Here is a 13,807-nt window from a genome sequence, read left to right as displayed (position 1 = left end):
TCAGCACTTCACGGCGGCGAGCACCCCGTGCCCGACCGGGAGCAGCGCGGGAATCCAGTGCTCCGACTCCCGGACCGCCTTGATCGTTTCGCGGACCGTCACCGTCTCCGCGTCCCGGGCGGCCGGGTCACCGATCCGACCGTGCGCCAGCATGCCGTTGAGCGCGAGCACGCCGCCCGGGCGCAGCAGTCGCAGCGCGGCTTCCACGCAGGCGTGGAAGCCGGTCGCCTCGGCGTCGACGAAGACCAGGTCGTACGCGCCGTCGGCGAGCCGCGGCAGCACGTCCAGCGCACGACCGGTGATGATCCGGGTGCGGCCGGCGGCGAAGCCCGCCTCGGTGAAGATTCGCCGGGCGATCCGCTGGTGCTCCACCTCCACGTCGATGGTGGTGAGCACGCCGTCGGCGCGCATGCCACGCAGCAGCCAGACGCCGCTCACGCCCGTGCCGGTGCCGATCTCCACCACCGCGCGGGCGTTGCCGGCCGCGGCCAGCAGCCGCAGCGCCGCCCCCGCTCCGGGCGTGACCGCGTCGAGGCCCACCTCGTGGGCCAGGCTGCGGGCGGTTCGTAGGACGAGATCCTCGGTCACGTACGACTCGGCGAACTGCTGAGCCTGGGTCGTCGAACTGCCGGAACCGGCGACCGTGGCGATGGGGCACCTCCGGGCGGTGCGTGGTGCGGGGGCGGGTTGGCACTGTGAGCGTAGAGGCGACCGCCGGGAGGCGCAGCCGCGCCTCCGTCCCCTCGCGATCGCCGGAGGCAACCGCTGACTCCACCGCGCGCATCCGTGCAATCCTGGAAGCGGTATTCCGTCAGCCTCGACCGCGCCGAACCGTGGCCGGGCGACGCCGCGCGGGATCCGGGGACGGACTGGGAGGCACCGACGTGACCGACGGCTGGGATTGGCGCCGGGGCGGTGAGACTCCGGCTCCGGCGAGCCCGCCCGGGGCAGGGGCCCGGCCGGCGGGGGCGCCGACCACGCCGGGGAGCGACACCGCGCCTGCGGCTGCGGCCGGCGCGTCGCCCTGGTGGTCCGACGCGCTCGGTGATCCGTGGCGTGACCCGGCGACGCCCGCCGCGGTGGTGGTGCCGGGGGTGGTGGCGGCCGGCACCGAGCCCGAGCCGGTCACCGACCCGGACGCGCCGGGCCGACCGACGCTGCGTCACCTGCTGCTCATTCCGGTGATCACCGCGCTGCTGGCGGGCACCCTCGGTGGCGCGCTGGGCTACGCGTTCGCGGTCCGTGGTGGCGCTGCCGGCACGGTGCTCGGCGCGGAGGCCGCGGGGCCGCCGGTGCTGGCCCAGCGCAAGCCGGAGTCACTGGCCGGAGTCGCCGGACGTGTCCTGCCCAGCGTGGTCACCGTCCGGGTGAGCAGCCTGGGCGGGACCAGCGAGGGCTCCGGCTTCATCGCCAGCGCCGACGGTCATGTGATCACCAACGACCACGTGGTGGCCGGCAGCAGCGGCAAGGCTTCAGTGATCTTCAACGACGGCACCTCCGCGCCGGCGACCGTCGTCGGCCAGGACCCGGAGTCCGACATCGCGGTGATCAAGGTGAACCGGACCGGGCTGCGACCGGTGGAGTTCGGCGACTCCGACGCGCTGGCCGTCGGCGACCCGGTGCTCGCCATCGGCTCACCCCTGTCACTGGCCAACACGGTCACCGCCGGCATCGTGAGCGCCCTGGACCGGACGATGCAGGCCGGTGAGCCGGGTGGCCCGGTGCGCTACTACGCGGCCATCCAGACCGACGCCGCGGTCAACCACGGCAACTCCGGCGGCCCACTGGTCGACGGTGCCGGGCGGGTGGTCGGGGTCAACTCCACCATCAAGTCGCTGGTGGCCGAGGGCCAGGAGGCCGGCAACATCGGGCTCGCCTTCGCCATCCCGATCAACCAGGCCAAGCGGGTCACCCAGGACATCATCGGCACCGGCAAGGCCCGGCGTACGGTGATCGGCGCCCAGGTCGGTGGCCCGGGCGCGGGCGCCAACGGCGGCGTACGGCTGGCCGCCGTCGAGCCCTCCGGGCCGGCGGCCGGGGCCGGGCTGAAGGTCGGCGACGTGATCCTGAAGCTCAACGGCCGGCCGATGACCGAGCCGACCGACTTGATCGCCCTGGTCCGCAAGTTCGCTCCGGGTTCGGTGGTGACCGTCGAGTTCCGGCGGGGGGCCGCTCGGCAGAACACGTCGGTGACCCTCGCCGCGGATGCCAAGTGAACAGCGGGTCACCCCCTGCCCGAAAGCCGTCCGACGTGCGTAGTCTTGTTGCTGACGCCGAGAGGAGGCCCGCGGGATGTTCGAGAACCTGAACATGTGGGAAGTCGGGGCGCTGCTGCTCCTGGCGCTGTTGATCTTCGGTGACCGGCTGCCCGCCGTGATCAACGACGGCCTGCGGATGGTGCGCAATCTGCGCAACATGGCCCGCAACGCCACCGGCGACCTCAGTCGCGAGCTGGGCACCGACATCCAGCTTGAGGATCTGCACCCGAAGGCCTTCATCCGCAAGCACCTCCTCAGCGAGGAGGACGAGGCGGCGATCCGCAAGCCGATGCAGGGCGTCTACGACAACCTGCGCGCGGACGTCAGCGGCGTGCACAACGAACTGAAGGACGTGGCCAACGCCGTGGACCCGCGGTCGAACGGTTCCCGGCCCGGCACGGCCACCGGCGCCTCGCCGGCACCGGCTCCCCGGCCCAGCTACGACGACGCCACCTGACCGGTACGGCACAGAGACGAAAGCGCCCCGCAGGCCCGAGTGGGCCGGCGGGGCGTCGTCGATCCGGGGGTCAGCGCCCGGCCGGCTTGAGGCCGAGCGGCTTGCCGAGCAGCGACTCGCGGCGCAGCGCGAGCCGGTCGGCGATCGTGCCGAGCGCCTGCGCGGCCGGGGACTCCGGCTCGGCCAGCACGATCGGGTTGCCGGCGTCGCCGGCCTCGCGGACCCGGGTGTCCAGCGGGATCTGACCGAGCAGCGGCACCTGGGCGCCGATGGTCCGGCTCAGCGACTCGGCGACAGCCGTGCCACCGCCGGCGCCGAAGACCTCCATCCGGGAGCCGTCCGGCAGCTCCAGCCAGGACATGTTCTCGATGACGCCAACCACCCGCTGGTGGGTCTGCAGGGCGATCGCACCCGCCCGCTCCGCCACCTCGGCGGCGGCGGTCTGCGGGGTGGTCACGATCAGGATCTCCGAGTTGGGCAGCAACTGGGCCAGCGAGATGGCCACGTCGCCGGTGCCCGGGGGCAGGTCGAGCAGGAGCACGTCCAGGTCGCCCCAGTAGACGTCGGCCAGGAACTGCTGCAACGCCCGGTGCAGCATCGGGCCACGCCACACCACGGCCGCGTTGCCCGAGGTGAACATGCCGATCGAGATGACCTTCACGCCGTGCGACTGCGGCGGCATGATCATGTCTTCGACGCGGGTCGGTCGGCCGTCCGCGCCGAGCATCCGGGGCACCGAGTGGCCGTAGATGTCCGCGTCGACCACGCCCACGGAGAGCCCACGGGCGGCGAGCGCCGCCGCCAGGTTGACCGTCACGCTGGACTTGCCGACACCACCCTTGCCGCTGGCCACCGCGTACACCCGGGTGCGCGAGCCGGGCTGGGCGAACGGGATGACCGGCTCCTCGCTGGCGCCACCGCCGCGCAGTTGCGACTGCAGCGACTGCCGCTGCTCGGGGCTCATCACACCGAAGTCGATCTCCACGCCGGTCACGCTGGGCACCGCCGCGACGGCAGCGGTGATGTCCGTGCGCAGCTTGTCCTTGAGCGGGCAGCCGGCGACGGTGAGCAGCAGCTCGACGCGTACGACGCCGTCGGCGCCGATCGTGGCGGAGCGGACCATGCCCAGCTCGGTGATGGGCCGGCGGATCTCCGGGTCGTTGACGGTGGCCAGGGCGGCCTGGATCGCGTCCTCGACGGTGCTCACGGGTGCTGACATGCCCGCAATGCTACGTCGCGAGGCATCCGATTCGACCGCTGGCCGACGGTGGTGTGAGCCAAACGATGAGCGAACCCGACCCGCTGATCAGCGGTCGGGCCGGGCGTCGCGGGCGAAGTCCCCGTCCAGGTCGTCGCGCGGCTCGTCCAGACCCAGGCCGTCCGTCGCCCGCTGCGCGCGCCGCTCCTGCTGGCTGTCCTTCTCCTGCTGCCGGCGCTCCAGGCGTTGCCGGCGCTGCCCCGCCTCGTCCAGCTCCTCGGCCAGCCGGGTCAGCTCGGAACGGAGGAAGTCGCGGGTGGCCACCTCGCCGAGCGCGATCCGCAGCGCCGCGATCTCCCGTGCCAGGTACTCGGTGTCCGCCTTCTGGGCGGTGGCCCGTCGCCGGTCCTCCTCCAGCGCCAACCGGTCCCGGTCGGCCTGCCGGTTCTGGGCCAGCAGGATCAGCGGCGCGGCGTAGCTGGCCTGCAACGACAACACCAGGGTCAGGAACGTGAAGGTGTACGGGTCGAAGCGCAGCTCGGCCGGGGCGAGCGTGTTCCAGCCGAACCAGATCGCGATCACCACCGTCATGACGACGATGAAGTTCGCGGTGCCCATGCCCCGGGCGATGCCCTCCGACCACCGGCCGAACGCCTCCGCGTCGAACCGGGGCAGCTTGATGCCCCGGGGCTCGCGGGGCTGGTCGAGCCGTTCCGCCCGCCGCTGGTCAGCCATCGGCGCCATCCAGCCCTTCGTCGGTGGCGCCCGAGGCGGCCAGGGCGTCGCGGTCGCGCCAGTCCCGAGGCAGCGAGTGGTCCAGCACGTCGTCGACCGTCACGGCGCCGACCAGCCGGTTGCTCCGGTCGATCACCGGCATGGCGACCAGGTCGTAGGTGGCCATCCGGCGGGTGATCTCCGGCAGCGAAGTGGTCGGGCGCAGCGGGTCGATGTCGTTGACCACCACCTTGCCCAGCAGATCCGCCGGTGGTTCGCGCAGCAGCGCCTGGAAGTGCACCATGCCCAGGTAGCGGCCCGTCGGTGTGTTCTGCGGTGCCCGGGTCACGAAGACCTGTGCGGCGATGGCGGGGGAGAGCTGCGGCTCCCGGATCCGCGCCAGCGCCTCGGCGACGGTGGCGTCCGGCGGCAGGATGACCGGCTCCGAGGTCATCACACTGCCCGCCGTGCCGGCCGTGTACTTGAGGAGCTGACGCACCGGGTCGGCCTCGTCCGGCTCCATCAGGTCCAGCAGCACGTCCTGCTCCGGTGGCGGCAGTTCGTTGAGCAGGTCCGCGGCGTCGTCCGGGTCCATCTCCTCCAGGACGACGGCGGCCCGTTCCCGGTCGAGGGCGGCGAGAATCTCCACCTGGTCGCGCTCCGGCAGCTCGCTGAGCACGTCGGCCAGCCGCTCGTCGTCCAACGCGGCAGCGACCTCGTTGCGCCGTGCGTCGGGCAGGTCCTGCAGCGCGTTGGCCAGGTCGGCCGGGCGCATGTCCTCCAGGACGGCGAGCAGGTTCGCCGTACCCCGGTTGTCGGCGATGCCGCTGAGCCCGCGTACCCGATCCCATTCGACCTGGTGCAGGTGGCCGCGGCGGGTGAGGCGGCCGGTCTGCTCGCGGACCGCGACCCGGCTGAGCGACCATTCGCCGCCGCGCGTGCACTCCATCGCGACGTCCACCACCGCGCCGGGCTGGCCGCCCGGTTCGAGCTGTACGCGCCGGTCCAGCAGTTCCTGGAGCACCAGCAGCTCGTTCGGGCGCTTCTCGAAGCGCCGCAGGTTGAGGGTGCCGGAGCCGAGGACCACCGCGTCCGCGTCGATCGAGGTGATGCGGTTGATGGACAGGAAGATCCGTCGGCGCATCGGCATCTCGGCGACCAGACCCACCACCTCCGGCGGACGCTTGGTCGCCCGCAGCCGTGCCACGGCGTCACGGACCCGCCCCACCTGGTCGCCGTTCGGATCGAAGACGGCGACTCCGGCGAGACGGGCGATGTAGATCCGGGTCGGCGTGCTCACGGGCACCAGCCTAAGCGCCTAATGTTTATCAACATGTCGACCTTGGCCTACGAGATCGTTGACGTCTTCACCGACCGTCCGTTCGCCGGCAACCCGCTGGCCGTGGTGTTCGGCGCGGAGGCGTTGGCCACCGAGCAGATGCAGGCCCTCGCCCTGGAGTTCAATCTCTCCGAGACGGTGTTCGTGCTGCCCCCGACCCAGGTGGGGGCCACCTACCGGGCCCGCATCTTCACGCCGGCCGAGGAGTTGCCGTTCGCCGGGCACCCGAGTGTCGGCGCGGCGGTCACCGCGAGTCGGCGCGGAATGTTCGGTGTGGGGCAGGTCACTCAGGAGTGCGGCGCGGGTGTGCTGCCGATCGAGGTGACCGCGATCGGGGCGACGCTCACCGGAGGCAGCCCCACCCTCGGTCCCGAGCTGGACCCGGAGCCGTTGCTGGAGATCGCCGGGCTGGTCGCGGACGACCATGACCAGGCCGGGCCCGCCCCTCGGGTGGCCGGCTGCGGGCTGGAGTTTCCCTACCTGCCGGTCCGTGCGGATGCGGTGGCCAGGGCGCGGGTGAACACGGCGGCAGCGGAACGGTACGGGGTGGCGCACGTCAGCGTCTTCTCCTGGGACGCCGGCACGCAAACCGCGCACGCCCGGGTCTTCGTGCCGGGGCTCGGCGTTGCGGAGGACCCGGCGACCGGCTCGGCGGCGCTCGGGCTCGGAGTCTGGCTGGTGGCGACCGGTCTGCTGCCGGGCGAGGGCCTGGCGCACTACGCGGTGCGCCAGGGCATCGAGATGAACCGCCCATCCGCGCTCGCCTGCACGGTGACCGCGGCGAACGGTGTGGCCGTCGGCGCGACCGTCGCCGGTCAGGTGATGCCGGTGGCCCGGGGTGAGATCGCCGTGCCGCCGTTCGTGGGCTGAGTAACGGTGCCGATGCGGGAGAATGCGGGTGTGACGGACGAGGATGCCTCCGGTGGCACGCCGCTGGTCGACGAGGCGATGAAGAAGGCCGCGGTGGCCTGGGTCAGCGTGTCCGGTGGCCCGGCGCTCGCGCTCTGGTGCGCGCCGCTGGAGGGTGCGCTGTACGTGGTGAGCGGGCCGGGCGAACAGGCCGCGCCCGGGCTGGCCGACGCGACCGAGGCGCAGGTCACGCTGCGCGGCGACCACGGAGGACGGATCGTCACCTGGCCGGCCCGGGTGACCCGACTGGCACCGGGCACCGACCAGTGGGACACCACCGCGCCGCTGGTCGCGGCCAAGCGCCTGAACGCGCCCGGCCCGACCGCCGACCTGGTGGCCCGCTGGGCCGCCGAGGGTTGCGCGGTGACCCGACTCGTCCCGGCCGGCGAGCCGCTGACCGGCGCCGGGCTGCCGTCCGACGCGCAGGCCGAGCAGCCCCGGGAGAGTCCCGCGGTCCGCGCCACCCGCAAGCCGTTCCGCCTGCACCGGGTCCGCCGCCGCTGACCGCGGGCCGGCTCGGTCAGGCCGCCGGACCGCCCGCACCGACGGCAGCGACACCGGCGGCGGTGCCTACGAGGTCGAGCACCTCGCGCAGGGCGCCGAGCGTGCGGCCGCGCCACTCCCGGTCCGCGTTGAACACCATGTGCTCGGCCAGGTCGGGCGCGGCCAGCCGGACGGCGGTCATCCCGGCCCGTTCGGCACCGGTCAGCTCCTGGCTGCCGCCGTCGCCGACGTACAGGCACTCGTGCGGCGCGAGCGCGAGCCGACGGCACGCGGTCAGGTAGAGCGCCGCGTCCGGCTTGCAGCGTCCGACCTGCACGGAGAAGACCCGCACGTCGAGCAGGGGCGCGATCGCGAGCTGCGGCAGGAAGGCCGGCAGCTCGTGCGTACAGTCGCTGACCACGCCGGTGCGCAGGCCGCGCTGCCGCAGCGCCGCCAGCACGGGCACCGCGTCGGCCCGCAGCCGGGTGTCCGCGCGGATCGCGCGGTGCCGGGACGCCACCGCCGCCCGCAGCGCACGGTCACTGGGGTGTACGCCGGCCTGGGCGCACACCCAACGCAGGGTCGCCTCCGCGTTGCCGAGCCGGCCGCTGGCCCGCTCGTAGTAGGTGCGATTCAGCACCTCGGTCAGTGTCTCGGTGGGGCAGCCGAGCAGCTCCGCGGTGCCGAGGTGCGCAGCACCGCGCTGAACCGAACGGGTCAGCGTGCCGAAGAAGTCGAACAGCACCGCCTGGTAGTCGGGCATGGGGGAACGCCTCCGGGCGGTCGAGGTTCGCCGGCGCGGAACCGCGTGATCGTAACGGAGTAATGACCCTCGGTGCCGACCGTCATACGTGTGAGGATTACGTCCCGTGCCCCCACCTCCACATCGGCCGACCCTGGATCCGCTGACCACCGGCGCGGTCGGGCTGGCCGTGGTCGCCGTGTCGTCGTCCGCGCCGCTGATCGCGTACGCCGCCGCTCCCGCGCTGGCCATCGCCTTCTGGCGCAACCTGCTCGCGGTGGCCGTGCTGAGCCCGTTCTCGCTGGCCCGGCGCCGCGCCGAGTTCCGCGCGTTGGCGGGGCGGGCCGGCCGGCGGGAGGGGCTGTTCTGCGTACTCTCCGGGGTCGCGCTGGCCGGGCACTTCGCGACCTGGGTGCCGAGCGCCCAGCTCACCTCGGTCGCCGCGGCCACCGCGCTGGGTGCCACCCAGCCGGTCTGGCAGGGGCTGATCGCCCGCGCCCAGGGGCGGCGGCTGCCCACGGTGATGTGGGTCGGCATCGCGGTGGCCGTCGGCGGCGCGGTGATCGCCACCGGGGCGGATGTGGGCATCTCCGGCCGAGCCGTCGTCGGTGACCTGCTGGCGGTGACCGGCGGCATGTTCGCCGCCGTCTACACCGCCTTCGGTGAACGGGCCCGCGCCAGCATCAGCACCACCACCTACACGACCATCTGCTACGGCATCTGCGCGTCGATCCTGCTGGCGGTCTGCCTGGTCGGCGGGGTCAGGATGACCGGCTTCGACGAGCGGACCTGGCTGGCGATCCTGGCCCTGGTGGCGGGTGCCCAACTGCTCGGGCACTCGATGTTCAACTACGCCCTGCAGAAGATCCCCGCGACCACGGTGAGCGTGCTGATCCTGCTGGAGGCCCCCGGCGCGGCAGTGCTCGGTTGGGCCTGGCTGCACCAGGTGCCCCGCCCGTACGCGCTGCTGGGCATGGCGGTGCTGCTGGCCGGGGTCGTCGTGGTGGTGGTGGGCGGTGCCCGCGCGGGCCGCCGGGCCACGCCGCCCACCCCGCTCCCGGCCGACGCCGCCCCGCTGGAGAGCTGACCGTCCTGTCACAGGTACGGCGCGAAGTGCTCCTGCACCACGTCGGTCAGCTCCTCGCCGCCGAGCGTGCCGTCGACCCGGATCACCCGTACGCCCAGCCGTTTCGCCTGCGCCGCTGCGTCCGCCGCCACCAGTTCGTCGCGCGCCCACCGGTTGCGCAGCGCCCGTTCCGGGTCGCTGACCCCGGCGGGGACCGCGCGCGCCCGCGGCAGTCGGGCGATCTGGCGGGCACGGAACTCGGCGGTGGGCACCAGCACCACCAACTGCCGTACCGATTCGACGACCGGTGCCACCAGTTCGGGGCGCAGTCCCCATCCCTCGGCCACCACCCGACGGCCGGGGACGAGGGCGCTCAGGTCGTCCAGGACCCAGTCGAAGCGGCGGGGGAAACTCGCCAGCGTCTCGGCGGCCATCCGGGCCGGGTCGGTACGGACCCAGGCGACGTCCGGGTCGGGCCCGGCGGGCGGTTCGCCGCGTCGGACCCGATCGGCGACCCGCCGGTCGTCGTGGCCGCGGGCGTCGTGTCGGTCGTAGAGGTACGTGGTCAGTCCGTGTCGCAGGGTCAGGTTCACGGCGACGGTGGACTTGCCGGCCCACTGTCCACCACCGATCCAGAGGGCGTGCCGGGCGGTAGCTGTCGCATCGAATTCCATGCCTCGACCCTGACCCCTCGAACAGTCCAAGATCAAGTCTTGTTCTCGCCCACCACCACGTGATGAAGTGGGGAAAGAGGCAGCCCTCTGCCTCCGCGCGGCACCCAGCTGGCTGCGCCACGCCCACCCGCGCGCGGCGTCGTGCCCGCGCGCGGCGTCGGCGGGCCGGTCGGCGGTCAGACTTCGTGGACTTCGATGACCCGGGTGTTCGGGGCGGCCTCGCCGAGGGCGGTGCGCAGCGCGGCCCGCTCGGGGTCGACGAGGAACGACTCGTAGCCGGCCCGGTCGTCGAAGGTGATCACGTGTACCTCGGTCCGTCCGTCGGTGCCGCGCAGCCGTCGTTCCAGCCGGCCACCGTGCCGCCCGAGCAGGGCCAGCACCGTGTCCTCGTAGCGTTGCCCGGCGGCCTCGGCGCCCACGCGATACTCGACGATCGCGACAAGAGTCAGCATGGCGGCCATGCTAGCCATCGATGCCGACGGCCTTCATGCTTGCCGCCCAGAGCCGGGCGGCGAGCTGCGGATCGGTGGCCTTCCGGTACGGCCGACGCAGCTGACGGCCGGCGTAGTAGCCCCCGTCGACCAGCCGGGCGCGGTCCTGGTTGGCCAGCCACACCAGCGTCTCGGCGCCCTTCTCCGGGCTGCGGAACGGCAGGATCCGCATGCCGAACGCGACCAGCCTGCTGTCGTTGGCGAACCGCGTACGCACCACGCCGGGGTGGAAGCTGTGCGTGGGGATGTGCGGCCAGCGGCGGGCCGCCTCGGCGGCGAACAGGATGTTGGCCTGCTTGCTGGTGCCGTACGCGCCCATCGACCGGTAACGGCGCAGCGGCTTGTTGAGGTCGGCCGGGTCGAGCCCGCCGAAGCGGTGTGCGCCCGAGGCGGTCACCACTATCCGGCCCACCCGGTCGGCGAGCAGGTTGGTCAGCAGGAAGGGGGCCAGGTGGTTGGCCTGGATCGACAGCTCGAAGCCGTCGACGGTGGTGAGCGGTTGGAGCGCGATGGCCCCGGCGTTGTTGGCCAGCACGTCGATCCGGTCGTACGCGGCGCGCAGCCGCTCGGCGAGTCCGCGTACGTCGTCGAGCACCGCGAAGTCGGCCCGGAACAGCTCGGGCCGCGCGCCCGAAGTCTCCCGTACCCGTTCCGCCGCGGCCTGCAGACGGGCCGGATCCCGCCCGACCAGCACCACCTGGTCTCCGCGGCACGCGAGGCTCACCGCGGCGGCCAACCCGATGCCGGAGCTGGCTCCGGTCACCACCACCAGCCGACGCCCAGTGAGATCTTCCACAGGTCCATTCACCCCGGTCATGGCGCGAGGTTACCGTGACGTCACCACGCCCTTTGGGATCGTTAAGTTTTCTTCGGAGTCACGTGGCGTCGGCGTGCCCGCCGGTCGCTGGAAGGAGCGCATTCATGGCCGCAGTCGGTCGTCCCCGCCGGTCCTGCCTGGCCGTGCCGGGTTCCAGCGTCAAGATGCTCGGCAAGGCGCAGGGTCTCCCCGCCGACCAGGTCTTCCTCGATCTGGAGGACGCCGTGGCCCCGCTGGCCAAGCCGGATGCGCGCAAGAACATCGTGGCCGCCCTCAACGATGGCGACTGGGCCGGCAAGACCCGGGTGGTCCGGGTCAACGACCTGACGACGCCGTGGACCTACCGGGACGTCATCGAGGTGGTCGAGGGCGCCGGCGCGAACCTGGACTGCATCATGCTGCCGAAGGTGCAGAACGCCGCCCAGGTGCAGTGGCTGGACCTGACGCTCACCCAGATCGAGAAGACGATCGGCCTCGAGGTCGGCCGGATCGGCATCGAGGCGCAGATCGAGAACGCCGCGGGTCTGGTCAACGTTGACGCCATCGCGGCCGCCTCGCCGCGCGTGGAGACCATCATCTTCGGCCCGGCGGACTTCATGGCGTCGATCAACATGAGGTCGCTGGTGGTCGGCGGCCTGATCCCGGACTACCCGGGCGACCCGTACCACTACATCCTGATGCGGATCCTGATGGCCGCGCGGATGCACGACAAGCAGGCGATCGACGGCCCCTTCCTGCAGATCCGCGACGTCGACGCGTTCCGCGAGGTGGCCAAGCGCTCGGCGGCGCTGGGCTTCGACGGCAAGTGGGTGCTGCACCCGGGCCAGATCGACGCCGCCAACGAGGTCTACCAGCCGGCCCAGGCCGACTACGACCACGCCGAGCTGATCCTCGACGCGTACGAGCACTACACCTCGGAGGCCGGGGGCAAGCTCGGCGCGGTGATGCTCGGCGACGAGATGATCGACGAAGCGTCCCGCAAGATGGCGTTGGTGATCGCCGCCAAGGGCCGCGCCGCCGGGATGAGCCGTACCTCGTCGTTCACCCCGCCGGCCCAGTGACGCCTCGGGCCGGGTCGGTCGCCGCCGGCTGCCGACCCGGCCCACCAGCCGGCGGTACGCGGATCCGCCGACCGAATCAGTAGCTGCTGGCGTCCGTGGTGATCGCGAAGACGATCGCGGCGACGTAGAACGCGATCCCCAGCACCATCAGCGCGGTGACGATCCAGCCGACGATGATGCCGGCCTTCGCCATTCCCTCGCCGCCCTCGCCGCTGACCCGGATCTGCTTCTGCGCCACATGGCCGAGAATCGCCCCGATCGGCGCGGTGATGCCGCAGGTGGTCAGGCCGGCCAGGGCCAGCACGAGCGCCGCGATGGCCAGCCCGTTGGTCTTCGGCGGTGGCGGGTAGCCGTAACCGGGGTGCGGCGGGTAGCCGGGTGGCGCGTACGCCCCCGGCGGCAGTTGCCCACCCGCGTACGGGTCGACCGGCGCGTACGGGTTTGCGGGGCCGGGTTGGGTCGGTATCGGCTGGCCGGCCACCAGGGTCGGGTCCGGCGGCGGGCTCGACGGTTGAGCCGACCAGGTGGGGTCGGTCCAACCGTCGGCGGGTGGGGGATTGGTCATGCGAACTCTCCGTCGGCTCGGGTGCGCCGTCAGAGTAGCCAGGGGTGCTGAAACCCGATGCCCCCGCTCCCGGGTGCCGCGTTGCTCGGGCCGGTCGTAACGGGCAGGATCCCTGGCATGGCAATAGATGCGCGCGCCGCGGACCGTTCCGGCAGCCGACCGCGACGGGACGTGAGCCGCCCGGGTGCGGGCCGCCGCGGTCGGGCGGCCACGCCGGCCGGCGCACCCGGCCCCGACGAACCGGTCGCACTCGCGGAGCCGGTGACCATGCGGCTCGACGGTCGGGTCGCCCTGGTGACCGGGGCCGGCAGCCCGGACGGCATCGGCTACGCCACCGCCCGGCGGCTCGCCGACCTGGGGGCGCGGGTGGCCATCGTCAGCACCACCCGGCGCATCCACGAGCGGGCCGGTGAGCTGGGGGCGACCGGTTTCGTCGCGGACCTGACCGACGAGTCCGAGGTCGGCGCGCTGGCGGACGCGGTGGCCGAGCAGTTGGGTGACGTCGAGGTGCTGGTCAACAACGCGGGCCTGGCGAGCCGGGCCAGTCAGGGGGTGCTGCGTCCCGTCGCGCAGCTGACCTACGACGAGTGGCGCGGCGAGATCGACCGCAACCTGTCCACCGCGTTTTTGTGCAGTCGCGCGTTCATCGGCGGGATGGCCGAGCGGGGCTGGGGGCGGATCGTCAACCTGGCGGCCACCGCCGGGCCGGTCAACGCCCTGCCCACCGAGGCCGCGTACGCCGCCGCGAAGGCCGGTGTCGTCGGGCTGACCCGAGCGCTGGCCATGGAGATGATCGCCGACGGGGTGACCGTGAACGCGGTCGCGCCGGGCACCATCTACACGGCGGCGTCCACGATGGCCGAGATCAAGCAGGGCCTGGGCACGCCGGTCGGTCGACCGGGCACCCCGGACGAGGTCGCCGCGGCCATCAGCTTCCTCTGCTCGCCGGCCGCCTCGTACATCACCGGCCAGATGCTGGTGGTGGACGGCGGCAACAGCGTCCGGGAGGCGCGCTTTCGCTGATCGGCCTGGC

At 72.9% G+C, this 13,807-nt stretch carries 16 protein-coding genes; 7 read left to right on the top strand and 9 right to left on the bottom strand.

What is annotated here, in order from left to right:
• The gene (locus OG505_RS23405) at nucleotides 1–588 is read right to left on the bottom strand and encodes an O-methyltransferase (RefSeq protein ID WP_234584332.1); all 588 of its coding nucleotides are present in this window, start codon (nucleotides 586–588) and stop codon (nucleotides 1–3) included.
• A 281-nt stretch (nucleotides 589–869) separates the two neighbouring features.
• On the opposite strand from OG505_RS23405, the gene OG505_RS23400 reads away from it, so the two are divergent.
• Complete coding sequence (locus OG505_RS23400) at nucleotides 870–2,216, top strand: S1C family serine protease (RefSeq protein ID WP_405434661.1); 1,347 nt, start codon at nucleotides 870–872, stop codon at nucleotides 2,214–2,216.
• A gap of 76 nt (nucleotides 2,217–2,292) precedes the next feature.
• The gene (locus OG505_RS23395; RefSeq protein ID WP_405427563.1) at nucleotides 2,293–2,715 is read left to right on the top strand and encodes a preprotein translocase subunit TatB; all 423 of its coding nucleotides are present in this window, start codon (nucleotides 2,293–2,295) and stop codon (nucleotides 2,713–2,715) included.
• A gap of 70 nt (nucleotides 2,716–2,785) precedes the next feature.
• Here the strand turns inward: OG505_RS23395 and OG505_RS23390 are convergent, their stop codons facing one another.
• The 3 genes from OG505_RS23390 to OG505_RS23380 form a co-directional block, all read right to left on the bottom strand.
• The gene (locus tag OG505_RS23390) at nucleotides 2,786–3,934 is read right to left on the bottom strand and encodes an Mrp/NBP35 family ATP-binding protein (RefSeq protein WP_234584335.1); all 1,149 of its coding nucleotides are present in this window, start codon (nucleotides 3,932–3,934) and stop codon (nucleotides 2,786–2,788) included.
• 87 nt (nucleotides 3,935–4,021) lie between these two features.
• A complete protein-coding gene (locus tag OG505_RS23385; protein ID WP_405427561.1) occupies nucleotides 4,022–4,648 on the bottom strand; it encodes a DUF1003 domain-containing protein in 627 nt (208 codons plus the stop codon).
• The gene (locus OG505_RS23380; RefSeq protein WP_405427559.1) at nucleotides 4,641–5,927 is read right to left on the bottom strand and encodes a magnesium transporter MgtE N-terminal domain-containing protein; all 1,287 of its coding nucleotides are present in this window, start codon (nucleotides 5,925–5,927) and stop codon (nucleotides 4,641–4,643) included. The genes OG505_RS23385 and OG505_RS23380 overlap by 8 nt, the downstream gene beginning before the upstream one ends.
• Before the next feature lie 33 nt (nucleotides 5,928–5,960).
• Here OG505_RS23380 and OG505_RS23375 point away from each other — a divergent pair, with 33 nt between their 5' ends.
• Both OG505_RS23375 and OG505_RS23370 read left to right on the top strand, forming a co-directional pair.
• A complete protein-coding gene (locus tag OG505_RS23375; protein WP_405427557.1) occupies nucleotides 5,961–6,836 on the top strand; it encodes a PhzF family phenazine biosynthesis protein in 876 nt (291 codons plus the stop codon).
• Between the two features lie 12 nt (nucleotides 6,837–6,848).
• The gene (locus OG505_RS23370; RefSeq protein ID WP_405427555.1) at nucleotides 6,849–7,379 is read left to right on the top strand and encodes a hypothetical protein; all 531 of its coding nucleotides are present in this window, start codon (nucleotides 6,849–6,851) and stop codon (nucleotides 7,377–7,379) included.
• 16 nt (nucleotides 7,380–7,395) lie between these two features.
• Here OG505_RS23370 and OG505_RS23365 read toward each other — a convergent pair whose 3' ends face one another.
• Entirely contained in the window at nucleotides 7,396–8,121 is a 726-nt protein-coding gene (locus OG505_RS23365) for an HAD family hydrolase (protein WP_405427553.1), read from the bottom strand.
• Nucleotides 8,122–8,227: 106 nt separating this feature from the next.
• On the opposite strand from OG505_RS23365, the gene OG505_RS23360 reads away from it, so the two are divergent.
• Nucleotides 8,228–9,187, top strand: coding sequence for a DMT family transporter (locus OG505_RS23360; protein ID WP_405427552.1), 960 nt, complete (start codon nucleotides 8,228–8,230; stop codon nucleotides 9,185–9,187).
• An 8-nt stretch (nucleotides 9,188–9,195) separates the two neighbouring features.
• On the opposite strand, the gene OG505_RS23355 is transcribed toward OG505_RS23360, so the two are convergent.
• From OG505_RS23355 to OG505_RS23345, 3 genes are all read right to left on the bottom strand, one after another.
• Nucleotides 9,196–9,840: a hypothetical protein gene (locus tag OG505_RS23355; RefSeq protein ID WP_405427550.1), complete on the bottom strand. Its 645-nt coding sequence runs from the start codon at nucleotides 9,838–9,840 to the stop codon at nucleotides 9,196–9,198.
• Nucleotides 9,841–10,016: 176 nt separating this feature from the next.
• Nucleotides 10,017–10,292, bottom strand: a complete 276-nt coding sequence (locus tag OG505_RS23350; RefSeq protein ID WP_405427548.1) for a hypothetical protein — start codon at nucleotides 10,290–10,292, stop codon at nucleotides 10,017–10,019.
• A 10-nt stretch (nucleotides 10,293–10,302) separates the two neighbouring features.
• Nucleotides 10,303–11,127: an SDR family NAD(P)-dependent oxidoreductase gene (locus OG505_RS23345; protein ID WP_405434660.1), complete on the bottom strand. Its 825-nt coding sequence runs from the start codon at nucleotides 11,125–11,127 to the stop codon at nucleotides 10,303–10,305.
• A 125-nt stretch (nucleotides 11,128–11,252) separates the two neighbouring features.
• Here OG505_RS23345 and OG505_RS23340 point away from each other — a divergent pair, with 125 nt between their 5' ends.
• On the top strand, nucleotides 11,253–12,209 hold the full coding sequence (locus OG505_RS23340; protein WP_405427546.1) for an HpcH/HpaI aldolase/citrate lyase family protein: 957 nt from the start codon (nucleotides 11,253–11,255) through the stop codon (nucleotides 12,207–12,209).
• 76 nt (nucleotides 12,210–12,285) lie between these two features.
• Here the strand turns inward: OG505_RS23340 and OG505_RS23335 are convergent, their stop codons facing one another.
• Complete coding sequence (locus OG505_RS23335; RefSeq protein WP_405427544.1) at nucleotides 12,286–12,774, bottom strand: DUF4190 domain-containing protein; 489 nt, start codon at nucleotides 12,772–12,774, stop codon at nucleotides 12,286–12,288.
• 117 nt (nucleotides 12,775–12,891) lie between these two features.
• Between OG505_RS23335 and OG505_RS23330 the strand changes: the two genes are divergently transcribed.
• Nucleotides 12,892–13,797 (top strand): SDR family NAD(P)-dependent oxidoreductase, encoded by a 906-nt coding sequence (locus tag OG505_RS23330; protein WP_405427542.1) that lies wholly within the window; start codon nucleotides 12,892–12,894, stop codon nucleotides 13,795–13,797.
• Nucleotides 13,798–13,807: the final 10 nt, after the last annotated feature.

This window comes from Micromonospora sp. NBC_00617 (assembly GCF_045161355.1).
GTDB lineage: Bacteria > Actinomycetota > Actinomycetes > Mycobacteriales > Micromonosporaceae > Micromonospora.
Note: the sequence above shows the minus strand (reverse complement) of the source record. Positions and strands in the feature narration are given on the sequence as shown.